The organism is Nevskia ramosa DSM 11499 (genome assembly GCF_000420645.1).
GTDB lineage: Bacteria > Pseudomonadota > Gammaproteobacteria > Nevskiales > Nevskiaceae > Nevskia > Nevskia ramosa.
Map to the genome: position 1 here is coordinate 230,106 of NZ_ATVI01000007.1, position 24,913 is coordinate 255,018.

20 protein-coding genes are annotated in these 24,913 nt (G+C 65.6%); 14 read left to right on the forward strand and 6 right to left on the reverse strand.

Annotated elements, in window-relative coordinates:
* Nucleotides 1-199: 199 nt before the first annotated feature.
* The gene (locus G513_RS22810) at nt 200-3,301 is read left to right on the forward strand and encodes a ligand-binding sensor domain-containing diguanylate cyclase (protein ID WP_022977166.1); all 3,102 of its coding nucleotides are present in this window, start codon (nt 200-202) and stop codon (nt 3,299-3,301) included.
* Here the strand turns inward: G513_RS22810 and G513_RS0112405 are convergent.
* Entirely contained in the window at nt 3,298-3,717 is a 420-nt protein-coding gene (locus G513_RS0112405) for a group II truncated hemoglobin (RefSeq protein ID WP_028475475.1), read from the reverse strand. The two genes, G513_RS22810 and G513_RS0112405, sit on opposite strands and share 4 nt — an antisense overlap.
* A gap of 161 nt (nt 3,718-3,878) precedes the next feature.
* On the opposite strand from G513_RS0112405, the gene G513_RS0112410 reads away from it, so the two are divergent.
* The 9 genes from G513_RS0112410 to G513_RS0112450 all read left to right on the forward strand — a co-directional run bounded on the left by G513_RS0112410 (nt 3,879) and on the right by G513_RS0112450 (nt 10,129).
* Nucleotides 3,879-5,204, forward strand: coding sequence for a sigma 54-interacting transcriptional regulator (locus G513_RS0112410; protein WP_022977168.1), 1,326 nt, complete (start codon nt 3,879-3,881; stop codon nt 5,202-5,204).
* Between the two features lie 7 nt (nt 5,205-5,211).
* On the forward strand, nt 5,212-5,469 hold the full coding sequence (locus G513_RS0112415; RefSeq protein WP_022977169.1) for a hypothetical protein: 258 nt from the start codon (nt 5,212-5,214) through the stop codon (nt 5,467-5,469).
* Nucleotide 5,470: 1 nt separating this feature from the next.
* Nucleotides 5,471-5,932: an RNA-binding S4 domain-containing protein gene (locus G513_RS0112420; RefSeq protein ID WP_022977170.1), complete on the forward strand. Its 462-nt coding sequence runs from the start codon at nt 5,471-5,473 to the stop codon at nt 5,930-5,932.
* Nucleotides 5,929-6,387, forward strand: a complete 459-nt coding sequence (locus G513_RS0112425) for a flavodoxin family protein (RefSeq protein WP_022977171.1) — start codon at nt 5,929-5,931, stop codon at nt 6,385-6,387. Before G513_RS0112420 ends, G513_RS0112425 begins: the two co-directional genes overlap by 4 nt.
* A gap of 94 nt (nt 6,388-6,481) precedes the next feature.
* Complete coding sequence (locus tag G513_RS0112430) at nt 6,482-6,793, forward strand: hypothetical protein (protein WP_156891637.1); 312 nt, start codon at nt 6,482-6,484, stop codon at nt 6,791-6,793.
* Nucleotides 6,794-6,860: 67 nt separating this feature from the next.
* Nucleotides 6,861-7,982 carry a trans-sulfuration enzyme family protein gene (locus tag G513_RS0112435; RefSeq protein ID WP_022977173.1) on the forward strand — a complete coding sequence of 374 codons (1,122 nt, stop codon included), beginning with the start codon at nt 6,861-6,863 and terminating at the stop codon, nt 7,980-7,982.
* An 81-nt stretch (nt 7,983-8,063) separates the two neighbouring features.
* Entirely contained in the window at nt 8,064-8,408 is a 345-nt protein-coding gene (locus tag G513_RS0112440; RefSeq protein ID WP_084711533.1) for a hypothetical protein, read from the forward strand.
* 67 nt (nt 8,409-8,475) lie between these two features.
* Complete coding sequence (locus tag G513_RS0112445) at nt 8,476-8,760, forward strand: DUF3862 domain-containing protein (RefSeq protein WP_022977175.1); 285 nt, start codon at nt 8,476-8,478, stop codon at nt 8,758-8,760.
* 16 nt (nt 8,761-8,776) lie between these two features.
* The gene (locus G513_RS0112450; RefSeq protein WP_022977176.1) at nt 8,777-10,129 is read left to right on the forward strand and encodes an MBL fold metallo-hydrolase; all 1,353 of its coding nucleotides are present in this window, start codon (nt 8,777-8,779) and stop codon (nt 10,127-10,129) included.
* 163 nt (nt 10,130-10,292) lie between these two features.
* Here G513_RS0112450 and katG read toward each other — a convergent pair whose 3' ends face one another.
* From katG to purM, 4 genes are all read right to left on the reverse strand, one after another.
* Nucleotides 10,293-12,476: a catalase/peroxidase HPI gene (gene katG / locus G513_RS0112455; RefSeq protein WP_211219664.1), complete on the reverse strand. Its 2,184-nt coding sequence runs from the start codon at nt 12,474-12,476 to the stop codon at nt 10,293-10,295.
* A 172-nt stretch (nt 12,477-12,648) separates the two neighbouring features.
* Nucleotides 12,649-13,383: a DUF3108 domain-containing protein gene (locus tag G513_RS0112460; protein ID WP_022977178.1), complete on the reverse strand. Its 735-nt coding sequence runs from the start codon at nt 13,381-13,383 to the stop codon at nt 12,649-12,651.
* Entirely contained in the window at nt 13,380-14,060 is a 681-nt protein-coding gene (gene purN / locus G513_RS0112465) for a phosphoribosylglycinamide formyltransferase (protein WP_022977179.1), read from the reverse strand. Before purN ends, G513_RS0112460 begins: the two co-directional genes overlap by 4 nt.
* Nucleotides 14,061-14,070: 10 nt before the next feature.
* Nucleotides 14,071-15,162, reverse strand: coding sequence for a phosphoribosylformylglycinamidine cyclo-ligase (gene purM / locus G513_RS0112470; protein WP_022977180.1), 1,092 nt, complete (start codon nt 15,160-15,162; stop codon nt 14,071-14,073).
* A 61-nt stretch (nt 15,163-15,223) separates the two neighbouring features.
* Here purM and G513_RS22815 point away from each other — a divergent pair, with 61 nt between their 5' ends.
* From G513_RS22815 to G513_RS22820, 4 genes are all read left to right on the forward strand, one after another.
* Nucleotides 15,224-16,396: an AI-2E family transporter gene (locus G513_RS22815; RefSeq protein WP_211219665.1), complete on the forward strand. Its 1,173-nt coding sequence runs from the start codon at nt 15,224-15,226 to the stop codon at nt 16,394-16,396.
* Nucleotides 16,393-17,100, forward strand: coding sequence for a DnaA regulatory inactivator Hda (hda, locus tag G513_RS0112480; protein WP_022977182.1), 708 nt, complete (start codon nt 16,393-16,395; stop codon nt 17,098-17,100). The genes G513_RS22815 and hda overlap by 4 nt, the downstream gene beginning before the upstream one ends.
* 63 nt (nt 17,101-17,163) lie before the next feature.
* On the forward strand, nt 17,164-18,528 hold the full coding sequence (locus G513_RS0112485) for a M16 family metallopeptidase (RefSeq protein WP_028475478.1): 1,365 nt from the start codon (nt 17,164-17,166) through the stop codon (nt 18,526-18,528).
* Nucleotides 18,525-20,027: a M16 family metallopeptidase gene (locus G513_RS22820; protein ID WP_051144416.1), complete on the forward strand. Its 1,503-nt coding sequence runs from the start codon at nt 18,525-18,527 to the stop codon at nt 20,025-20,027. Before G513_RS0112485 ends, G513_RS22820 begins: the two co-directional genes overlap by 4 nt.
* A 24-nt stretch (nt 20,028-20,051) precedes the next feature.
* Here G513_RS22820 and G513_RS22825 read toward each other — a convergent pair whose 3' ends face one another.
* Complete coding sequence (locus tag G513_RS22825) at nt 20,052-24,866, reverse strand: NAD-glutamate dehydrogenase (protein ID WP_022977183.1); 4,815 nt, start codon at nt 24,864-24,866, stop codon at nt 20,052-20,054.
* Nucleotides 24,867-24,913 lie beyond the last annotated feature (47 nt).

Below are 24,913 nucleotides of genomic sequence, written 5' to 3' on the forward strand. Positions count from 1 at the left end.
TTTGCGATCGCGCTGAATGATGCACCGCGCTGCTGCCGAACGGTCCTTTCCGGACGCCGGAGCGAGGCCGGAACCTGGATTGCCCGACAGAACATGGATGTACACTCAAGCCGTTTTAATGCACCCCATGCTCCGAGCACGACGACGTGCCTCCCGAACGAATGCCTGACCCCGGACCGCTTGCCGCTGGAAGCCTCCCTTGCTGATTGACCGGCGATGCCGAACTGCAGCTGCGGCCGCGTTCCTGTGGCTGATCGCGCATGCTTGGCTGCTGTTTCCCTGCACCGCGCAGGCAGTTGCGGTCGACAAGAGCTTCCACAACTTTGTCCGCGACAGCTGGTCGATCGAGCAGGGTTTGCCGCAGATCGGCGTGCTGTCCGTGGCTCAGGATGCCGAGGGCTACATCTGGGCCGGTACCTTGAGCGGCATGGCCCGTTTCGACGGCGTCAACTTCGTCAACTACACGCCGGCCACCTCGCCCGGCCTGCCCGGCAACCAGGTGCAGACGATGCGTCTCGACGGCGCCGGCCGCCTGTGGATCGGCACCAACAAGGGCCTGGCCTGGTATCGCGACGGCCGCTTCGAAACGGTACCGGTCGAGAACCCGCTGGCCAGCGCCCATCTCGATATCCAGGATCTGCTGATCACCGCGACCGGCGAAGTGCTCTGTGCCACCTCCGCCGGCCTGTACCGGGTGGTCGATGGCAAGCTGCAGCAGGACCGCAACGTGCCAGGGCCGCTGTATTCGATCGTCGAAGCCGACAACGAACGCTGGATCGGCGGCTGGGGCGGGGTCTATCGCACGCATGGCGGCGACCCGGTTTTCGAGGCCCTGCCCGGCCTGAATCTTCAGGATAGCGTGCAGCATCTGGTGCGTTCCGGGTCACGGCTGTGGGCCGGCACCAGCGGCGGCCTGTATCTGCGCGAGAACGGTGCCTGGCGGCGTTTCGACGACAAGGGGCTGGGCAGCAAGGCGATCGGCGTGCTGCACGAAGACCGTGCCGGCAACCTGTGGGTCGGCACCGCTGCGGGGCTGATCCGGATTCGCGATGGCCTGGTCGCCGAACAGGTCGACAACGAACGCATGGGCACCCGCTGGGACTATCTCAGCGCTTTCGAGGATCGCGAAGGCAATCTGTGGTTCGGCAGCCGCACCCGCGGCCTGACCCGGCTGTGGAACGGCCTGACCACCCGCTACTCGACCACCGAAGGCCTGAATTCGCCGCTGGTCTGGGCTGTCGAGCACGACGGTGCCGAGCGCACCTGGGTCGGGACCGACAACGGCCTGAGCCTGCTCGAACGCGGCCGCTTCCGCAGCGTCGTCGCCGGCGGCCTGCTGCCTGATCCCAATGTCTACAGCCTGATGGTCGAGGGCGATGATGTCTGGCTCGGCACACTGAAAGGCCCGGCCCTGCTTCGTCACGGCGCGCTCGACGATCTGCCGCTGGTGCTGCGGCCGCTGGTCGGCCTGCGCATCAACGGCATCCTGCGCGATCGCGCCCGGCGTCTCTGGTTCGCCACTTCGAACGGCCTGTTCCGCTTCGCCGGCGGCGCGCTGACCCGATACGGCGAGGCCGAAGGCCTGACCGATCCCAGTGTCCGCCTGCTCTACCAGACCCGCGATGGCCGGCTGCTGCTCGGCACTCAGAACGGCCTTGGCGAATGGCTGTCTGGCGCCGTGAACATGCTCGGCGGCAACAACGGCCTGCCGGCCGAGATCGATGTCACCGCGATCCACGAGTTGCCGGATCGCAGCCTGGTGGTCGGCGTTGCCACCGAGCAGATATTCGTTTCCGACGGTGATCGCTGGACCGCCTTCACTCACGATCAGGGGCTGCCACAGAACTCGCCGTTCTTCATCACCGATGACGGCCGCGGCTATCTCTGGGTGGCCGGGCTGCGCGGTCTGTATCGCCTGCCGGTCGGTGATCTGAAGCCACGCCCCGGCGGCGGACAACGACTGCTGCATGCCGAGGTCTACGGCAACGAACTGGCCGCGCGCGGTACCGGACCACGTGGCGAGTGCTGCAACGGCGCCGGCAACAGCAAGGGCTTTCTCGATCGCGGCTCGATCTGGCTGCCCACCCGCGATGGCGTGCTGGTGGTGCCGACCGAAACCATGGCCCGCAATCCGGTGCCGCCGACGGTGCGCATCGAAGCCGTTAACGCCGGCAACGGCTGGCTCAGCCCCGCGCAGTTCGCGGCCGAAAAACTGCCGCCGCGGGTTCGCGACCTGAGCTTCAAGTTTTCGGCATTGAGCTTCCAGAATCCTTATGCCGTCCAGTTGCAGTACCGGCTGCGCGGCTATGACGAAGACTGGCGTTCGGTGACCGATCTGATGAGCCGTGATGCCGATTACACCAATCTGCCCCCGGGCGACTACACCTTCGAAGTGCGCGGCGCCAACAATGCAGGCATCTGGAGCCAGGTGCCTGCTTCGCTGCACTTCGCGATCACGGCGAAGTTCCACGAGACGCTGGGCTTCTACGCGCTGCTGGCCTTCAGTCTGCTGCTGGTCGGTTATGGCGGACACCACTGGCAACTGCGGGCGCTGAACCAGCGCCGTGCGGTGCTCGAAACCATCGTCGCCCAGCGGACCGATGCGCTGGCCGTCGCCAATCAGCAGCTCGAGAAAGCCAGCTACACCGATGCCCTGACCGGCCTGCGCAACCGCCGCTATCTGCAGAACCAGTTGCCGCAGGATCTCGCGTTCTATCGCCGCAAGGGGCCGGACAGTTACAGCGCCGATCACATCCTGCTGTTCCTGCTGGTCGACATCGATCACTTCAAGGCCGTCAACGACCACTACGGTCACGGCGGTGGCGATCAGGTGCTGCAGCAGTTCAGCGCGCTGCTCGGTGACCTGGTGCGGGTTGGCGACTACGTGACGCGCTGGGGCGGCGAGGAATTCCTGATCGTGTCGCGGCCCTTGTCACGCGAGCATTCGATGGCTTACGCGACGCGAATCTGCAGCGCGGTCTCCGGGCACAGCTTCAACGCCGGAAGCGATGCGCCGCTGATGCTGAGCTGCTCGGTGGGCCTCTCGGAATACCCGCTGAAGGGCACGCCGGCCGGGCTGGACTGGCAGGACCTGGTCGAGCTTGCCGACCGGGCCATGTACCACGTCAAGGAAACCGGCCGCGATGGCTGGGCCGCGTTCTGCTTCACCCCGACGACGCCGTTCCCGCAACTGATCGAACGCTTCAAGCAGGACCGCGCCGGCCTGCTCGCCGAAGACGCGTTGCGCATGATCAGCTCACGCAATCCGCCGCAGACGATCGGCCCCGGTTTTCATACCTAGCCCGGCTGGTTGCGCATCCAGTCGGCGGTATCGAAGAACGAGGCGAGCAGCCTTTCCTTGAGCGGCACGGGCCAGGGCTGGCGATCGAGCGCCTGCTGCATGCAGGCCAGCCACTGATCGCGCTCGGCGATGGCAATCGCATACGGCAGGTGCCGGGCACGCAGCCGCGGATGGCCGAAACGGGACACGTAGTGATCCGGGCCACCGCTCCAGCCGCACAGGAACCAGAAGAACTTGTCACGGGAGCCATCCAGCGTCGGCGGATGCAGCGCGCGGATGCCATCGGCATAGCGTTCGGCGTTCATGATCGAATAGAAATCGTCGACCAGCGCCCGGATGCCCGGCTCGCCGCCGAGCTGCTCGAACAGGCTGTCGGAAGGCTCCGCAGACGGCGTGGGGGTGACGGATTCGCTCATCGGTTTGTCGGCTGGCATCGTGACTGCAATCATAAGACGCCGCGTCAGGGAAACGTGGCGTGCCGCCGGTCGGCGATCGGCGGCGTTATGTCGGGCCGCGACGGGTTTCGGCGTCGATACCGGTAGCGTTCGGACCTATCGACGTTCAATGGAGTCACGACATGTTTGGCACAGGCAAGAAAAGCGATATCCGCCGGCAATCCGAAGTCAGCCTGACGCGGACGCCTGCGCCGGATCTGCTGATCGTCGCCTCCGAACTGGTGATCCGCGATCGCGAACGCCTGAGTGCCGAAGCGCTGCAACTGCCCACTGGTCAGCTTTGCGAAGCGATGCTGCCGAACGACGCCCGGCTGGCCAGCGTCGACAGCCCCTATGTGCTGAGCCTGTTCAACAACCCGCTCGATATCGACTTCCTGGCGGACAAGGTGATCGCGGCCCGCAACGCCGGCGGCAACAGCGTGCTGATCATCGCGATCAATCCGAGCCAGCTGGTGGCGCTCGGCCAGTGGCTGGAGCGCCGCGCGGTCGCCGGCAAGCTTGCCGGCACCCGCCTGCTGCTGGCGGCGGATGTCGATGGCGTGGCCCGTCAGCTGGTCCAGCGTATGGGCCCGGTGACCGAGGAGAACGTCATCCGCATGCCGGTGACCACCGAAGTCGACACGCCGATCTACAAGAACTTCTTCGTCTTCAGCCCGGAACTGCAGACCCTGGTCGCGCGCATCCGCGGCTTCGCGGCCAACGGCATCTCCCGGGCCTGCCTGCTCGGCGGCCCCGGCAGCGGCAAGACCACGCTGGCTTACTACTACTTCCTGCAGCGCGCCAAGGGTCGCTTCGTGTCGGTCAATCTGGCGGCCGAGAATGTCGGCGACAAGGCGGCGATCAAATCGCTGCTCTGCGGTCACGTTTCCGGTGCATTCCCTGGTGCCGGCGCCCGTACCGGCACTTTCCAGCACGCCCGTGATGGCGTCTGCTTCCTCGACGAAAGCCACGAGATCAGCGGCGCGGTCATGGAAGTGCTGATGGAAGCGCTCGACAGCGGCCAGTACCTGCCCTATGGCGCCTCGGCCAAGCAGCAGCTCGAATGCGCCATCCTCTACGCGACCAACCGCAGCTGGAATCATCTGCAGAATTCGGTGAACCTCGACCAGTTCACCCGCCTCGGCGCATCGACCCTGCAGGTGCCGGAACTGTCGCGCCGCGAGGAAGACATGATCGCGGTGATCGCCACCACCTTGACCCGACTGTCGGCCCGCTGCTCGAACTGGGTCGCACCGACCGGCCTCAGCAATGAAGCCTGGACGATGGTCCGTGAGTGCCGCTGGCACGGCAATATCCGTGGCCTGGTGCGCGTGCTCGAATCGGCTTTCGTCGATACCGCCACCTTGCGCGCCGGCGATACCCTGATCCACGCTCCGGAAATCCAGCAGGGCATCCTGCTCTGGGAACCGAAGACCCACCACAGCCACCAGATCTACGCGGTGGCCTGAGCACTGAATGACGGCTGCTTCGAATACGCATCCCGAACTGACGAGCGCCCTCGCCGCCTGGTTCGATGACAACGATGCAGCCGCGCTGGAGCACGCCGGCAGACTGGCCCGCGAGCAGCCGGTCGATATCGACTGGCTGCTGAACTGGACTCGCGACTACGGCGGCACCGCGCAAGCCACCAGCCTGGCATTGCGCCGTCTGCGCTTCGCGCTCGGACTGCCGGTGGTCGCCGGCCCGGTCTGCCGTCGCCCCGCGGGAGACTGAGTTGATCGACGACGACGAGCCGTTCGACACCGATGACGAAGAGGACGGCGACACGCCGGCAGCGGCCCGCCATCCGAAACCGGTGGCCTCGGTACGGCTCGACAAATGGCTGTGGGCCGCGCGCTTCTACAAGACCCGCAGCATCGCCAAGGAAGCGATCGACGCCGGCCACGTGCGCTACGACGGTCAGCGCACCAAGGTCGCCAAGGATGTGGCGATCGGTGCGGAAATCAGCGTGCGCAAGGGACAGGACGAGCTGCAGGTCACGGTCAGGGAACGCTCCGACCAACGCCTCGCCGCACCATTCGCGCGCCTGCTCTATGCCGAAACCGAGGCCAGCAAGGCCCGGCGTGCGCGTGAAGCCGAACTGCGTGCCGCAGCCGACGACATGAGCAGCGATCGCCCGAACAAGCTTCAGCGGCGGCTGATCCACAAGTTCAAGCGCAGCCTCGGCAGAGGATGAAGCACCTGCTGGTGGTCTGGAGCAGCCAGAGCGGCCGCACGGAAGCGCTGATGCGTGCGGCCTGCGCGGGCGCTGCCGAGTTCGCCGATGAAGTCGAACTGCGCTGCATCGGTGCCCTGGCTGCAGGGCTCGATGATCTGCTCTGGGCCGATGCCCTGATCGTCGCCACGCCGGAAAACTTCGGCTATCTGTCCGGCGCGATGAAGGACTTCCTCGATCGCACCTATTACCCGGCCGAAGGCAAGGTCGACGGCCTGCCTTACGCGATGCTGGTCAGCGCCGGCAACGATGGCAGCGGCGCGGTTCGGGCGCTGGAACGGATCGCCACCGGCTACCGCTGGAAGCGCGTTTGCGAACCTTTGATCGTGCGTGGCGAACCGGACGACGCCGCGTTGGCGAAATGCCACGAACTTGGCGCGATGCTCGCTGTCGGAATTGCCTGCGGTACCTTGTGACTTCGATGTGGCTGCGTATGACCGTGTTCATTTTCGGTTCAGCGCCCGCTGCATAGAGTCGCGCAGTCAAAACACCCTGAACGAGCCGCGCGCCATGACCATCCTTAGACGTTTCACGTCCATCTTTTTCGTGGCTGCCTGGGCCGTCGCTCTGGCCGGTCCGAATGGACCGAATTCGGCGCCGAACCCGGTGGTCATCCAGCACGGCGATCATCAGCGCGGCGAGTCGACGCTGAATCTGCAGTCAAGTCAGGGCGCGTCCTGCGCCACGCCGGTGATCGGCAATTGCGGCTCCTGCTCGGTTTCCTGCACCACCGGCCAGTCAGCGCAGTGCAAGCCAGGCATCGCCGTCGGCCCGCAGGCCAGCGCTTCCTGTGTCACTGCGCCTGAGTGCAACTGCAAGTAATTCTGTCTGACCAAGCTGCACGCAGCGCGGTAGCCTTGACGTCTCCAAAGCCACTCGCTGCGTTGCCGTGAAACTTGAAACCCTCGCCATTCATGCCGGCCGCGCGCCGGACCTCGCCACCGGCGCCGTGGCGCCGTCTCCGATCCTGTCGACGACCTTCGCCCGCGACGCACAGGGCGACTATCCGCACGGTCATATCTATTCGCGATCCAGCAATCCGGCGCGCGCCGCGCTGGAGAGCTTGCTGGCGGCGCTTGATGGCGGAACCGCGGCGGCCGCTTTCGCATCCGGATCGGCCGCGTCGATGGCGGTCTTCCAGGCGCTGGCGCCAGGCGACCACGTCATCGCGCCCGATGATGTCTATCACGGCACTCGCACCCAGCTCCGTGAGCTGCTGGCGCGCTGGGGCCTGAGCCACAGCCTCGTCGATCTGACCGATCTCGATGCCGTGCGCGCCGCAATCACGCCGGCGACAAAGCTGATCTGGGCCGAAACGCCGTCGAACCCGCTGCTGAAGATCAGCGACATCACCGGCCTCGCAGAACTGGCGCATGCATCCGGCGCGCAGCTGGTGGTCGACTCCACCTTTGCCACACCGGTGCTGCAGCAGCCGCTGGCACTCGGCGCCGATATGGTCATGCATTCGACGACCAAATATCTCGGCGGCCACAGCGACGTGCTCGGCGGCGCGGTCATCGCCCGCGAGCCGGACGCGCTGTTCGCGCGCATCCGCGATCTGCAGACCAAGGGTGGCTCGGTGCCCGCACCGTTCGACTGCTGGCTGCTGCAGCGCTCGATCGGCACCCTGCCCTTGAGAGTCCGCGCCCAGACCGCGAATGCTCAAGCGATCGCCGAATTCCTGGCTGCGCATCCGCAGGTCAGCGCGGTGCATTACCCGGGGCTGAGCACGCACGCCGGCCATGCGCTGGCCAGCCGGCAGATGACCGGCTACGGCGCGATGCTGTCGTTCCAGGTTCATGGCGGCCGAGACGCCGCACTGGCCGTTGCCGGCAAAGTGCAGCTCTACACCCGCGCCACCAGCCTCGGCGGCATCGAAAGCCTGATCGAGCATCGCGCGTCTGTTGAAGGCCCGCATACGAGCACGCCGCAGGACCTGCTGCGGATGTCGGTGGGCCTGGAACACGTCGATGATCTGGTCGACGATCTGCGTCAGGCTCTGGCCGGCTAACTCGTCGCAGCGTTCAGGATCGATTCAGCGACGCGGCCTTAACTTCGGATCCAGCAATCGGCACTCCGGAGAAGGACCATGATGAAACTCGTCGCAATCGCTGGCTTGAGCCTGTCGGCCCTGCTGGTTCCCACGGCCGCGATGGCCAGAGTCGATGTCGGCATCAACCTCGGCGTGCCCAACTACGGCTATGGCTACAGCTATGGTCCGCGTTACTACGGCCCCCCGGTCTACTACGCGCCAGCGCCGGTCTATCGCGGCCCGAGAGTGGTCTACGACTACTACCAACCGCGCTACTACGGCGGCAGCTATTACGCCCGCCCCTACTACCGCAACGGCTATCGCGACGGTTACCGGGATGGCCGCGGCCATGACCACGATCACTACGATGATCGCCATGGCCATGACCGCGATTACCGCCGCTAGGCATCAGCGTCCGCGAGGCGGCCTGTGGCATCCTCTTGGTCGAACCCGTCTCGCTCCCTGATCGTCGATGAAATCCCTGCGCTGCGTCCTGCTGGCTGCTGTCATCGTCGTCACCGCCTGTTCCTCGAAAGTGACGGTCGAGAACTACGATCAGATTGCACCCGGCATGGCGCGCGATGAGGTTCACAAACTGCTCGGCAAGCCGGACGACACCTCGGCGACCGACGTTGGCGGCGTGCTCAGCCTGAGCAAGGACACCTGGAAGGCCGGCAAGAAACTGCTGACCGTGACTTACGGCAACGACAAGGTCGCGCTGAAGTCTTTCGACGCTGCCGAAGCCGCACCGAACTGACCCAGCACCTAAAGCCATGACCGTGAAGATCGTCGAAGCCGTCACGGCGGTGCTGATCTGTGAGGGCGAGATCTATCTCACCCACCGCCAGCCGCATCTGACCGCGTTCCCTGGCTTCATGGCCTTTCCGGGTGGCAAGGTCGACAAGGGTGAAGCCGAGCACCTGCACGCGCATCCCCTGCTGGCCGAACAGACGCCACGCCACGTTCATGCGCTGGCGCGCGAGCTGCGCGAAGAGCTGGACTACGACCTCGATACCGCACTGGCCGCCGGCGAAGTGCTGGCGATCGACAAGCTTGGTACAGCGCTGTCACCGCTATTCCTGCAGACACGCTTCGACACCGGTTTTTTCGCGATCCGTCTGCGCTCCAAACCGAACTTCACCATCGAGCTGGGCGAGCTTTCCGGCGGCGCCTGGAAATCGACTGCTGACTGGCTGGCCGATTTCGAGCGCGGCGATCTGCTGCTGGCTCCGCCAACGCTCGATGTGCTGCAAGACCTTGCCGAGCGTCCGGATGCGACGACAATCAGCCGTCTGCGCGACTACAACGAAGTCGACGGCATCCCGGAAATCGAGCCGCTGCGCGGCGTGTTGCAGATGCCAGTGCTCTCGAACACCTTGCCGCCGGCCGATCGCACCAACTGCTTCCAGATTGGCGATCAGGGCTCGCCGATCCTGCTGATCGACCCGTCACCGGCCAATCGCACGGAGTTCGACAAGCTCTGTCGCCATGTCGCCGGGCGCGGCATCAGCGAAGTGTTCCTGACCCATCACCACCCGGATCACTGCCAGTACGCGAACGACCTCGCCCGCCATCTCGGCGTGCCGATCGCGACGAGCGCCGATACCTTCGAGCGCATCTCCCGCCGGGTACCGACTTTCTTCGATGGCCTCACCGTGAAGACTTATCGCGATGGCGACGTCGCCACGCGCTGGCTCGGTCATCCGCTGCGGGTGATCGCGGTACCCGGTCATGACGAGGGCCAACTGGCGCTGATGCCGGACAACCGCGCGTTCTGCATCGTCGGCGATCTGATCCAGGGCGTCGGCACTGTGGTCATTTCGCCGCCGGAAGGTGACATGGCCAAGTACTTCGCGACGCTCGAGAAGGTCATTGCACTGGGCCCGAAAGTGATCTGGCCCTCGCACGGCACCGCGCTCGGCGGCACCTATTACCTGGAATTGACGCTGAAGCATCGCCGCGCCCGCGAAGCGCAGGTCAAGACGCTGTTCGAGGCCGGGCGCAGCGTCGACCAGATGCTCGCCGAGATGTATGTCGGCACCGATCCGCGACTGATGCCGCTGGCCCGGATCAACATCGAGGGTCATCTGGCCAAGCTGCGTTCCGAAGGTGCTTTGCAGACCTGATGGCTGAGGCGGAGCATTTCGCCCTCGCCGACCATGCACGGGGCTGAATGGCTGCCGGAACGAAAAATGGCGACGGGGTGAGCGTCGCCATTTCCTGCATGCCAAGCGGTCATCGATTCGCGATTGACCAGCCCGCCGGGTCCTCGACTACCTCACCAGCCGATCAGATCTTCTCGAAACGATCGAGCATCATCACCTTGTTCCAGGCGGTGACGAAGTCGGTGACGAACTTGTCCTTTCCGTCCGCCGCGCCGTAGACCTCGGCCACCGAACGCAACTCGGCACTGGAGCCAAAGGCGAGATCGGCCGGGCTTGCCATCCACTTGAGCTTGCCGCTGCTGCGGTCGACACCTTCGTAGAGGCCCTCGACCTTTTCCGACTTCACCCACTTCGTCTCCATGCCAAGCAGGTTGACGAAGAAGTCATTGGTGAGCACGCCCGGCTTGTCGGTGAACACGCCGTACTTCGCGCCGCCGGTATTGGCATCGAGCACTCGCAGACCGCCGACCAGCACGGTCATTTCCGGCACCGACAAGCTCAGCGTGCTGGCCTTGTCGACCAGCATCTCCGCCGGCGAACGGCTCGCCGCCTTGCCGTAGTAGTTGCGGAAGCCATCCGCCGCCGGTTCCAGCGCAGCGAACGCGGCGACGTCGGTCTTGTCCTGTGTCGCATCCATGCGGCCCGGCGTGAACGGCACCGAGATGGTCTGACCCGCCTGCTGCGCTGCACTTTCGATCGCCGCCGCACCGCCAAGCACGATCAGATCGGCCATCGACACTTTCTTGCCGCCCGATGCGCGCTTGTTGAAGTCCTTCTGCACACCTTCGAGCTTGGCCAGCACCTTGGCCAGTTCAGCGGGATTGTTGACCGCCCAGTCCTTCTGCGGCGCAAGCCGGATGCGTGCACCGTTGGCGCCACCGCGGTAGTCGGTATTGCGAAAGCTGGCAGCCGAGGCCCAGGCGGTACGCACCAGTTCCGGCACGCTCAGGCCGGTGGTCATGATCTTGCCCTTCAACGACGCGATGTCCGCCGCATCGACCAGCGGATGATCAACGGCTGGAATCGGGTCCTGCCAGACCAGTTCTTCCTTCGGCACTTCATTGCCGATGTAGCGAGCGCGCGGCCCCATGTCGCGGTGGGTCAGCTTGAACCAGGCCTTCGAGAACGCCGCGTCGAATTCCTGCGGGTTCTTCAGCCAGCGCTGAGTGATCTTCTTGTAGCTCGGGTCGGTACGCAGTGCGAGATCGGTGGTGAACATGATCGGCGCATGCATCTTGCCCTTGATGTGCGCGTCCGGAACCGTCTGCACCTGAGCAGCATTCTTCGGCTCCCACTGGATGGCTCCAGCCGGGCTCCGGGTCTGCACCCATTCGAAGGCGTACAGATTGCTCAGGTACTGGTGGGTGAACTGGGCCGGGGCCGAGGTCCAGGCACCTTCCAGACCGCTGCTGACGGTGTCTTCGGCATTGCCCTTGCCGCACTTGTTGTTCCAGCCCATGCCCTGCGCTTCGACGGCAGCGGCAGCGGGTTCCTTGCCGACGCACTCATCCGGCTTGTGCGCACCGTGCGCCTTGCCGAAGGTATGACCACCGGCGATCAGGGCGACGGTTTCCTCGTCGTTCATCGCCATCCGGCCGAAGGCCTCGCGGATGTCCTTGGCGGCGGCCAGCGGGTCGGGATTGCCGCTCGGGCCTTCCGGATTGACGTAGATCAGGCCCATCTGCACGGCGGCGAGCGGCTTGGCCAGTTCGCGGTTGCCGGTGTAGCGCTTGTCGCCCAGCATCTCGGTTTCCGGACCCCAGTTGACCAGTTCCGGCTCCCAGTCGTCGCGGCGGCCACCGGCGAAGCCAAAGGTCTTGAAGCCCATGGTTTCCAGCGAGACGTTACCGGTGAGGACCATCAGGTCGGCCCAGGAGACGCTGCGGCCGTACTTCTGCTTCACCGGCCACAGCAGGCGGCGGGCCTTGTCGAGGTTGACGTTGTCCGGCCAGGAATTCAGTGGCTCGAAGCGCTGCTGACCGCTGCCCGCACCGCCGCGACCATCGCCGAGGCGGTAGGTGCCGGCGCTATGCCAGGCCATGCGGATGAAGAACGGACCGTAGTTGCCGTAATCGGACGGCCACCAGGGCTGCGAAGTGGTCAGCACGGCCGCGATGTCGGCCTTGAGCGCGGCGAGATCGACGCGGGCGAATGCCTTCGCATAGTCGAAGTCATTGCCGTACGGATCGGATTCGGCACTGTGCTGGCGCAGCGGCGCCAGATTCAGTTGCTCCGGCCACCAGAACTGGGTCGTGCGCACCGCTCCGTCATCGGCGCTGGCGGTCCCAATCAGTGAGAAGGGAGACATGGTGACTGCAAAAGCAGCCGCCAGATGAAGTGTTTTCTTGAGCATGGCTGAGCCCTCGTTGGAATGAATGAAGCGCGAGGACTATAGCCACCAGCTAACAAATCAACTCAAAAAGATATTCATAAACTATATATACTGAGCCTATCTCCGATCGCTCGAGAGCCCGGCGCTATCAGCGCTTCAGGGTCAGCACCGCGGTCGGCTTGTTGCCGCTCTTGGTCTGGATCTTTACCGGCATCCAGTCGCGTTCGGCGGCGAGCCAGAAACGGCCGACCTTGTCCGGATTGTCGATGCGCTCCAGGCGAATGGTGTCGAAGTCGCCGGCCGGCGTCTTGATCGTTTCGCGGCCCGCCAGCTTCAACTGATAGTGGGTCAGATTCTTGCGATCGACCATCGTGAATTCGGCAATTGGCGGCGAAGAGTCGGTGGCATGCTTCGCCACCCAGAGACGCACCGCCTGCTGCAGCGCGAAGCTGTCGACTGCCTCGGAGGGAATGTCGCGGACCAAGCCGTTCTCGTCGGTGACCTGATGCTTGGCGTAGTCGAAATCGAGCACATAGCTCTGCTCCTCATCTTTCTGGAGCACCGATTCGAAACGCTGCGAGCGCACCACACCGCCTTCCACGCAGAAACGGCTGACCTGATTCGGCGACCCGAACAGCATCTTGATGAAGCCGACCGGTCGCGTCACCGTTTCATAGATGTAGCAGCCAGCCTTGGCCCCAACAGCAGGATCGGGCTTGAGGCTGACATCCGCCTCGCCGGCACCGATGCCGCCGTAGTTGACGCTGTAGACCAGGTTCAGCACCGGCAGCGGTGCATCGACCACTGCAGCGGCCTGGACATTGCCAGCCGTGACGATCGCGACAGCGAACAGCAGCTTGCGCAGCGCGTTGGGGGTGTTCATCGGAAACCAGGCTCCAGATCATCAAGGCTCAGAACAGCGGACAACGGGCGATCGCGAAACCGCGGCACGCCCTGCTCGCAGCGCAATTCGCCTCGTGCCATCCAGGCCACGGCTTGCGGATAGATCCGGCATTCGATCTGCTCCAGCACGCGTTCGGCGAGTTGCTGGGCGCCATCTTGCGCCGATACCGTGAACCTTCCCTGAATTATCAGCGGCCCGCCATCGAGCTGCGGCGTGACGAAGTGCACCGTCGCGCCGTGCTCGGCGTCGCCGTCGCGCAGCACGGCCGCATGGGTGTTCAAGCCCTTGTGACGCGGCAACAGCGAAGGATGGATGTTCAGCATCCGGCCCTCGAACTCCCGCACGAAGTTTTCGGTGAGGATGCGCATGAAACCGGCGAGCGCAACGATGTCCGGCTCGAGCGCGCGCAGTGCCGCCGCCAGCGCGGCATCGAAGGCGGCGCGATCCGGATAATCGACATGCGGCAGCACCTGCACCGGCACGCCGGCTTCACGCGCCAGAGCCAGCCCGGCGGCATCGGCCCGGTTGCTGATCACGGCGACCAGATCGGCGGCGATGCGGCCATCGTTCACCGCCGCGATCAGCGCTGCCAGATTGCGACCGCGCCCGGAGATCAGCACCACCAGCCGCGCACGCCCCTTCGCAGCAACGTTCACGGCGGCAGCCTCAGGCGTACTGAACCTCGTCCGGATTGCCCTTGACCACCTCGCCCAGCATCCAGGCCTTGATCTTCGAAGCACGCAGCGCGGCCAGCGCGTCATCGGCCTTCAGCCTCGGCACCACGATGACGAAGCCGACGCCGCAGTTGAAGACCCGGCGCATCTCGTCTTCCGCGACGTTGCCCTGCTGCTGCAACCAGCTGAACACGTCCGGCCGCTTCCAGCTGGCCATGTCGACGACGGCCGAGGTGCCCTTCGGGAACATGCGGGTCAGGTTGCCGGTGATGCCGCCGCCGGTGATATGGGCCATGCCGCGAATCGGCAGGCCGGCGTCGAGCAGCGACAGGATCGGCTTGACGTAGATCGTGGTCGGCACCATCAACGCTTCGATCAGGGTGTTCTTGCTCAGCTTCTCGCCGTAGGTGGCGCGGCTGACTTCGAGAATCTTGCGGATCAGCGAATAGCCGTTCGAATGCGGGCCCGAGGACGGCAGCGCGATCAGCACATCGCCCGGCTTGATCTTGGTGCCGTCGATCAGCTTCTTCTTCTCGGCAACGGCGACACAGAAGCCGGCCAGATCGAAATCACCGTGCTGGTACATGCCGGGCATCTCGGCGGTCTCGCCGCCGACCAGCGCGCAGCCCGCCTGCTTGCAGCCCTTGGCAATGCCCTTGATGACCGCCGAAGCGATGCTGGTATCGAGCTTGCCGGTGGCATAGTAGTCGAGGAAGAACAGCGGCTCGGCGCCGTTGACCAGCACATCGTTGACGCACATTGCGACCAGATCCCGGCCCAGCCCTTCGACCCTTCCGGATTCGATACCCAACCGCAGCTTGGTGCCGACGCCATCGGTGCCGGACACCAGCACTGGCTGCTTGTACTTCTTCGGCAGGGTCACCAGCGCGCCGAAACCACCGACGCCGCCGAGCACTTCCGGCCGATGGGTCGACTTGACGATCTTCTTGATGTCATCGACCAGCGCGTCGCCGCGATCGATATCGACGCCGGCATCGGCGTAGCTCAATGACTGCTTCGATGGAATGACGGAAGGAGCGGCGGCGCGAGAAACGGGCTTCTTGTTCTTTTTGGCGGCGGTCATGGGCGCAGTCGGTCGGAGGGCCGTATGATTTTAACCGTTCCCGTCCGGCATCCGCGTTCTCATGGCCTCTGTTTACTCCGCACCCGCCCGCACCAAGTCGTCATCCACCCTGTCGATGCTCCGCGAACACTGGGGCTGGTTCGCGCTGATCACCGGCATTCTGGTGATGATGGTCCTGCTTGGGCCGATCCTGGCGCCGTTCGCGATCGCCGCCACCTTCGCCTACATGGGCGATCCGCTGGTCGATCGCCTGGAAACGTATCGGATGTCGCGCACCGTCGGCGTCTGCCTGGTGTTCGTCGTGGTCACCGCCGTGACCGCGCTGGCGCTGGTGCTGGTAGTGCCGCTGCTGCAGGTGCAGATCCTGTCGTTGATCGACAACGCGCCGGCCTGGGCGCAATGGGTGCAGGACGTGGCGCTGCCCAAGCTCGGCATCACCATGCCGCGCGGTTACCAGTTCGATGTGGAAAGCCTGCGCAAGTTCATGACCAGCCACTGGGATGGTGCCAGCGGCATCGCCTCGACTGCCTTCGACTACGTCAGCCGCTCGACGCCGGCACTGCTCGGCTTCCTGGCCAATCTGTTCCTGATCCCGATCGTGTCGTTCTATCTGCTGCGCGACTGGGATACGATGGTGTTGAAGATCCGCAAGCTGATTCCGCGCCGCCTGCTGCCGCAGGCCAGCACCTTTGCTGCCGAAACCGATGACGTGCTCAGCGCGCTGATCCGTGGCCAGCTGCTGGTGATGCTGGCGCTGGCGATCATCTACTCGCTGGGCCTGTGGGCGATCGGCCTCAACGTGGCACTGCTGGTCGGCATCATGGCCGGTCTTGTCAGCTTCGTGCCTTATCTCGGCTTCATCCTCGGTCTGCTCGCCGCCAGCATCGCGATGCTGGTGCAGGAGCAGGCGCTGATGCCGCTGATCTACGTGATCATCGTGTTCACCGTCGGCCAGATGCTCGAAGGTGGCGTGCTGACGCCAATGCTGGTCGGCGATCGCATCGGCCTGCATCCGGTCGCGGTGATCTTCGCGATCATGGCCGGCGGCCAGCTGTTCGGCTTCGTCGGCGTGCTGGTGGCGCTGCCAGTCGCCGCCGTGCTGGCGGTGCTGGTGCGCCATGCGCTGCGCCGCTGGGAGCGCAGCACCCTGTATCTGGATGTCGATGAAGTGCCGCCGCCAGTCTCGACCGAGATCCTGATCGGCACCAAGCAGGATGCTGCAAGCATCCCGTGATCGGCGAGCAACTGCCGCTGTCGGTGCAGATGGCCGACCCGGCCAGCTTCGACAGCTTCTACGCGAGCGATGCCGGCCCCAACGGCCAGGCGCTCGCCGCTCTGCGCGAACTCGCCGGCGGTGACGGCGGCACCACGCTGATCCACGGCCCGGTCGGTTGCGGCAAGACTCATCTGCTGCAGGCCGCTTCGCGCGAAGCACTGAGCCGCCGGTCTCACGCTGCTTACTTGCCGCTGGCCTCGTTCGCCGCCGAAGACCCCGCCGTGCTGCAGGGCTTCGAGACCTGCGAGCTGATCTGCCTCGACGATGTCGACGCGCCGCTGCAGGATCGCCACTGGGCGCAGGCCCTGCTGCGCCTGCTCGATGCGGTGAAAAGCCACGGCGGCCGCTGCCTGCTGTCGGCGGCGATGCCGCCCGATCGCCTGGCGATCGCCCGCATGCCCGATCTGCGTACGCGCCTATGTGCCTCGGCCTGCTTCGCACTGCGCAAGCTCGACGACAACGAGCACGCCGAGATGCTCAAGGCGCGCGGCCAGCGCCTTGGCTTGGCCCTGTCCAGCGACGCCGTGCACTGGATGCTCACCCACTTGCCGCGCGACACCCCCAGCCTGCTCGCCGCCCTCGCCCGCATCGATCGCGCCGCCCTCGCCGCACGCCGTCAGCCGACCTTGCCGTTCGTGCGTCAGGTACTCGCAGAGCGCTGAAGCGGCTGTCGTCCGGTTGCTTGCCGGCTTGCTATGGTTCCAGCAGATATTTCGAGCCCCGCCATGCGCCGATTGACCGTGTTCCTGCCTCTGCTACTCGCCGCGCTATCGGCCCAACTTCCGGTTCTGGCCGAAGCGCCGCTGACCCTGCCGCCGCTCGCTTACCAGCAACGCGTGCTCGGCAACGGCCTGACCGTGCTGAGCCTCGAAGACCACAGCAGCCCGACCACGGCGATCCAGGTCTGGTATCGGGTCGGCGCCAAGGACGATCCGCAGGGGCGCAGCGGCTTCGCGCATCTGTTCGAACACCTGATGTTCAAGCGCACGAAGTACCTGGCCGCCGAGCAGTTCGACCGGCTGACCGAGGACGTCGGTGGCGCCAACAACGCCAGCACCGGTGATGACTGCACCAACTATCTCGACGTGGTGCCGTCGAACCATCTCGAACGCCTGCTCTGGGCCGAGGCCGAGCGGCTGCAGCATCTGACCGTCGACGAGGCCAGCTTCAAGTCCGAGCGCGCCGTGGTCCAGGAAGAGTTCCGCAGCGCGGTGCTGACGCCGCCTTACGGCCGGCTGTCCTATCACCTGCAACAGGAAACCTGGCGCGTCCATCCCTACCACCGACCGACGATCGGCAGCATCGAAGAACTCGATGCCGCGACGCTCGCTGACGTGCAGGCTTTCCACAGCACTTATTACCGACCCGACAACGCCGCGCTGATCGTGGTCGGCGATTTCGATGCCGCGCAGCTCGATGCCTGGATCGATCGCTATTTCGGCGGCATCGCCAGGCCGACTCAACCGATCCCGAGAGTCACCGCCATCGAACCGGAACGCGAAGCCGATCGCCGGGTCACGGTGCGGCTGCCGAACGTGCCACTGCCGGCGCTCGGCCTGTCCTGGCTGGCACCGAAGCCGGACAGCGCCGATGCGCCGGCGCTGAAGATCGCCATCGCGCTGCTGGCTGGCGGTGAATCCTCGCGGCTGCATCAGGCACTGGTCTACCGGCTGCAGGCGGCCCAGGGCGTTGATCTGAGTTACGAGGAAACCGCCGATCGTGGCGCGGTCTACGCCACCGTGTTGCTGGCCAGCGGCCAGCGTATTGCCAAGCTTGAAGCCGCGCTGATGGCCGAGATCGGCAAGCTGGCAAGCAAGCCGATCCCGCCTGCCGAACTCGACAAAGCGAAGACCGTGCTGCTGACCGAATTGCTCGCCAAGCGCGAAACCAACGAAGGCCGCGCCTACGCGCTCGGTGATGCCTGGATCGGCACCGGCAGCGCGAAGACCGCGAACACCGAGCTTGAAAGCCTGCTCGCGGTGACCGCGGCCGATGTGCAGCGGGTGACCAAGACGCAGCTGATCGATGGCAAGCGTCTGAGTCTCGAATACCTACCCGAGACGACCGCCGCATCCGGAGGCAAGCCATGAGCCGCCATCCTGTGCAGCGACTGATCGTTCTGCTTGGCTTCGGCCTGCTCGCTGCCTGTGGACGCAGCGAAGCACCAGCTGTCTCCGGCGACAACAGCCAGCTGCCGGCGCCCGGCCCGACGCCTGCGGCCGAGATCGCCGCGCCGATCGAGAAGCAGCTGGCCAATGGCTTGAGAGTGGTCGTGTTGCCGCGCGCCGGCAGCGCGCTGGTCGCTGCGGAATTCCTGCTGCTGTCCGGCAGTGAAGTCGATCCAGCCGATCGCGCCGGCCTCGCCGATTTCACCGCCAGCCTGCTCACCCAGGGCACGAAATCTACAACGGGCAGCCGCAGCGCCAGTCAGCTTGCCGCCGCTGCCGAAGCGCTGGGCGGGCCGCTGCAGGCGCAGGCCGGCTGGGATGCGACGACGGTCGGCATCACCGTGACCACACCGAAGCTGGCCGCTGCGCTCGATCTGCTGGCCGATGTCGTCCGTCATCCAGCGTTCGCGGAGGATGAGGTGGAACGCTATCGCGCCCAGGCGATCGACAGCCTGCGCCTGAGCTTCAGCGATCCCTCCGATGTCGCGCCGCTGGTGGCCGCGCGCATCGTTCACGGCAGTGCGCCTTACGGTCATCCGCGTCTCGGTACCCCGGCCTCCGTGCAACGCATCACCGCCGGCGAGCTGCGCGCGCTCCATCAGCGCTACTACCGGCCGGACAAGGCCGTGCTGGTGCTGACCGGAGGACTCGAACCGGATACCGGTTTTGCGCTCGCCGCCCAGGTGTTCGGCGACTGGAATGCGCCGGCCGAAGCGCTGGCAGTCCCGCCGCCGAAAAACGCAACTCGGGTAGCGCCAGCAACGATCACCGTCATCGATCAACCCGACGCCGGCCAGGCCGCCGTCATCGCCGTGCTGCCGCTGCCAGAACGCGCGGCCGTGGACTATTACCCCGGACTGGTCGCGAGCAACGTGCTCGGCGGCGGCTATTCGTCACGGCTGAACAGCGAGATCCGCATCAAGCGCGGACTGAGCTACGGCGCCAGCGCGAGCTACGGCGTGCTGCGCGACGGTGGTGCCTGGATGGCCAGCGTGCAGACCAAGAACGCGTCCGCTGCCGAAGTCGTCGGCCTGATCCGCACTGAAGTCGCAGGCTTGGGTGCGGACGCAGTGCCGGCCGACGAACTGACCGCCCGCAAGGCCAGCTACATCGGCAACTACGCGCGACGTCTGGAAACTGCGAGTGGCATCGCCGGCTTGATCGCCGGCCGCCTTGCCCAGGGCCTGCCGGCGGACGAAATCACTCGAGTGATCAACCGCGTTTCGGCGGTCGATAGCGCCCAGGTGCGCAACTACGCGACGCAGCACTTCCAGCCGGAAGCACTGCGCTTCGTGATCGTCGGCGATGCCCGGCAGTTCGCCGAGGCGCTGCAGAAGGACGGCCAGCGCATCGACGTGATTCCGCTCGCCGAGCTTGATCTCGACGCGCCGTTGCTGCGGCGCCCGAACGGAAAGCGCTAGCCTCGGACCCCAATCAAACCCCAGTCAGACTAGGTTGCCCAACTCGCGAATCGCCACCGACAGCCCGGCGAAATCGCGAGTACCCGCAGCTTGCAGTTCGGCGAGCCGGGTCTGAACCAGGCCGGCGACGCGCTCACGCAGCGCCGTCCAGGCCGCGATGCGCGCATCGGCATCCTTGCCATCCAGCGCCAGAACCGCAGCCGCCAAAGCGCGATGGATGCGCCAAGCGTCGTCGCGCAGGTAGACCCGGGCCAGCGACTGCCATTTGCCGCTGACCGGCAACTCGTTGATCGCCCCGAACAGCCACAGCAAGCGGAACCGCTCGCCGAGCTGGAAGTAGACCGCCGCGACCTCGGCCAGCGACCGGCCCGAGGCTTCGGCCAGCTCGGTGATATCCAGCGCGCCGCCCAGCGCGCGAGTGTTGGCGAGCCGGCGGGCGAGATCGGTCGGCACTTCGTCCGCCAGCATTGCGGCATGGCTGCGATCCCAGTCCTCGCGATAGCTGGCCGGCAGCGCGTCCGGCAGGCTCGCTTCCAGTTCGGCCACCGTCGCCGTGAAGCGTTCGACTGCTTCCTGCACCGGCTTGGCCGCCCAACGCGAACCGGCGAACCAGCCGGTGGCGTGCTTGAGCAAGCCGATCGCCAGATTCATCAGCCGGTACTGGGTCGCCGCCGGCACCTGGTTGTCGAGCGCTTCGATCGCCTGCCAGTAGCTGTCGCCGCCGTAAATCTGATGCGCCGTCGCGTAGGCCTTCAGGACCTCGGCGCGCGTCAGGCCGTGATCGTCGGCCCAGAGCTGCGCAAAGCCGGCGCCCATGCGATTGACCAGGGCGTTGGACAGGATGGTAGCGATGATCTCGCGGCGCAGACGATGGCGGCTGAGCAGTTCGCGATACTGCTCGACGAGCAGCGGCGGGAAGTTGCCGAGCAGATCGCGGACGAAGAAGGGATCGTCCGGCACCGTCGAGGCGAGAATCGCGTCGTACAGCGAGATCTTCGAATACGCGATCAGCACCGCCAGTTCCGGCCGGGTCAGGCCGACGCCGCGGGTACGTCGCTCCTTGATCTGATCCTCATCCGGCAGACCTTCGATCGCACGATTCAGCAGGCCCTCGCGCTCCAGCATCCGCATCAGCTCGGCGTGATCGTCGAGCCGCGCCGGCGCAGTCAGTTGCAGCAGGCTGATCGCCTGCGACTGCACGTAGTTGTCGCGCAACACAAAGCGGGCGATGTCGTCGGTCATGCTGGCCAGCAGCGGGTCACGCTTCTCGCGGGGCAGCTGACCAGTCGTGGTCAGTTCGCTGAGTGCGATCTTGATGTTGACCTCGCGATCCGAAGTATGGACGCCAGCGGCGTTGTCGATCGCGTCGGTGTTGATCCGCCCGCCGGCCTGGGCAAATTCGATGCGCCCCGCCTGCGTGCAGCCGAGGTTGCCGCCCTCGCCGACCACCTTGCAGCGCAGATCGCGGCCATTGACTCGTATGGCGTCGTTGGCGCGATCGCCGACCTCGGCGTTGTTCTGCGTCGCCGCCTTCACGTAGGTGCCGATGCCGCCGTTCCAGAGCAGATCGACCGGCGCGGTCAAGATCGCCCGCATCAGCTCGGCCGGCGCCATCGCTTCGGCGGTGATCGACAGCGCCGCGCGGACCTGGGCGCTGATCGGAATCACCTTGGCCGAACGCGGATGGATACCGCCACCGGCCGAGATCAGGCTCGCGTCGTAATCGGCCCAGGATGAACGTGGCAGCGCGAACAGCCGCTGGCGCTCGGCCATGCTGGTCACCGCGTCCGGATTCGGATCGAGAAAGATGTGGCGATGATCGAAGGCCGCGATCAGCTGCAAGGTCGGCGACAACAGCATGCCGTTGCCGAACACGTCACCGCTCATGTCGCCGACGCCAACCACGGTGAATGGCTGGGTCTGGATGTCGACGCCTCTGCCAGAGAAGCCGGTACCTTCCCGGAAGTGACGCTTCACCGATTCCCAGGCGCCGCGCGCGGTGATACCCATGCGCTTGTGGTCGTAGCCGGCGCTGCCGCCGCTGGCGAAAGCATCGCCGAGCCAGAAGCCGTATTCGGCAGCCACGCCGTTCGCGTAATCGGAAAACGTCGCCGTGCCCTTGTCGGCGGCCACGACCAGATAGGCGTCGTCCGGATCGTGGCGCACGGCGTCGGCCGGCGGCACGACGACGGTTCCGACGCGGTTGTCGGTGAGATCGAGCAAGCCGCGCAGAAAGGTCTTGTAGCAAGCCACGCCCTGCGCCATCCAGGCTTCGCGATTGGACGGGTCAACCGGCTGCTTGACCACGAAACCGCCCTTGGCGCCGACCGGCACGATCACCGTATTCTTCACCTGCTGCGCCTTCATCAGGCCAAGCACTTCGGTACGGAAATCCTGGCGGCGATCGGACCAGCGCAGACCGCCGCGGGCAACCTTGCCGCCGCGCAGGTGCACGCCTTCAACTTCCGGCGCGTAGACCCAGATCTCGAACATGGGCCTTGGCAGCGGCAGCTCGGGAATCTTCGAGGGATCGAGCTTGATGCTGAGCCAGCGCTTGTTCTGGCCTTCGCCATCGCGCTGATAGGCGTTGGTTCTCCACGCGGCGCGGATCACCGCGACGAAGGCGCGCAGCACGCGGTCGGCATCGAGGCTGGCAACCTGATCCAGCGCGTGATCGAGCGCCTGCGCCAAGGTCAATGCGTTGGCCGTGCGTGCGTCGTCGTCGAGCGCCGGATCGAAGCGCACCTCGAAGGCCGAGACCAGCAACCGTGCGATCGCCGCGTGCTCGTCGAGGATGGTTTCGATGTAGTTCTGGCTGAACGGCAGGCCGGTCTGCAGCAGGTAACGGGTCAGCGCGCGAACGATGGTCACCTGCCGCGCGTCGAGGCCGGCACCGAGCACCAGACGGTTCAGGCCATCGTTCTCGAGCAGGCCGTTCCACGAAGCCAGGAACGCGGCCTCGAAGTAGGCGCGCTGGGTTTCCGCCGGCAGGCTGCAACCAGCATGTCTGACCTCGAAAGCCTGCAGCCACTGGCTGCCGCCATCGCGGGGCAGGATTTCGGTCGGATCCTGACGGACGACTCTCAAGCCGAAGTTTTCCAGGGTCGGCAAGACATCGGACAGCGCCAGCGGATCACCGAGCGTGTACAGCTTCAGGCCGATGGCGCGCGGCAGACTGCCATCGTCCGGACTCTGCACCGCCAGCCGCGCGGCCAGCGGCTGCGCTTCGCTCAAGCTCGCCAGGACCCGGACATCGTCGGCCGCTTCGGTGGGTTGAGCCAGCTCCGCGTAGGACGGCGGAAAGGCATCGGCGTAGCGGGCCGCAAGGCTGGCGTCATCGCGCAGCAGATCGCGTAATTGATCACGCCAGGTGCGGGTGGCGATGCTCAGGATCTTTTCGACGTCGGTGACCGTCAGCGACAACTGGGTGCCCGGCGGCGTCCGCACGATCAGCTGCAGACGGGCGATATCACCACGCAGGAATTCGACCGTGCGCTCCAGCGACAGGCCGTTGCACAAGGTCATCAGGGTGCTGCCGACCTTGTCGCGCAGCTCGCGCGAATAACGTTCGCGCGGCAGATAGATCAGGAACGAGAAGAAGCGGCCGTAACGATCGCGGCGCATGAACAGACGCAGGCCATGGCGCTCGCGCAAGCTGCGAATGCCCATGCACAGCCGGAACAGTTCGTCCTCGCTGGACTGGAACAGCTCGTCGCGCGGCAAGGTATGCAGGATGTCGCGCAGGTTCTTGCCCGAGTGCGAATGCTCGGAGAGCCGCGACCGCGCCAGCACCATATCGGCCTTGCGGCGGATCAGCGGAATCTGCCGCGGCCGGTCGATGTAGACCTCGGACGAGAACAGGCCGAGCAGGCGCACGGTGCCGGCCAGGGTGCCGTTGCTGTCGTAATGCTTGACCGACACCACGTCCATCAAGCCGGCGCGATGGATGGTCGCGTGCAGGTTGGCCTTGGTGACCACGACCACTCGCGGCGAATCGGCGTACTTGTCCAGTTCCGTCGTCGGCGCGATCAGGTCCTGCGCGGCCCAGCGGCTGCCGGCGCGCAGCAGGCCGAGGCCTGAAGCGGCATCGATGCGGAAACGGCCGCGGCCGTCGGCGGTCTTCTCGGCAACGCTTTCGATGACGCCGAGAAAAGTGAAGTGATGGTTGTGCAGGTAGTCGAGCAAGGCCCGCGCTTCGGCGAACTCCTCGGCATCGGCACCCGGCGGCAGGCTGTCCAGTTCCTCGATCAGACGCCGCACACGGGCCAGCGCCAGCGGATAGTCATCGACGACCCGCTTCAGGTCATCGAGCACTGCACGGCATTCGGCTTCGAGCCCGGCCAGCGCCTCGGCGCTCGGCAAGGTCTCGAATTCGAGATGGATCAGAGATTCGGCCGTGCCCTCGCCGACTCCGGTCAACTGGCCGTCGGCATCGCGCTGCAGGCGCATCACCGGATGCACGCTCCAGTCGATCGGGCTGCCCGAGGCGCGCACTGCCAAGGTCAGCGAATCGACCAGGAACGGCTGATCGGCGACCACGGTGTCGAGCGTCGCGAGGGTCTGCCCCGCCGCTGGCGGCAGCAGCTGCAGCCGATAGCCATCGGCCGGACGCTGCTGCACCAGCAGCCAGTGCTGACGGGCGATCGCCAGCAATGCTTCCGGACTGCGCTGGCTCAGCAGTTCGGGGGTCGAGGTTTCGTAGTAGCTGCGAAGAAAACGGCGGAAGGTTTCGCTGTCGCTCGCAGCAACGGTATCGGGGTTGGCAATGCAAATGGCATCGAGCCGCGCCAGCAGGTCTTCCTGGGCGCGATCGAGGCCCGGTTCTTGTGGGGCCGTCATGTTTTTAGGTCTCTTCCCGCTGGCTGCGAGGAGTCGCAGTGCGGCTT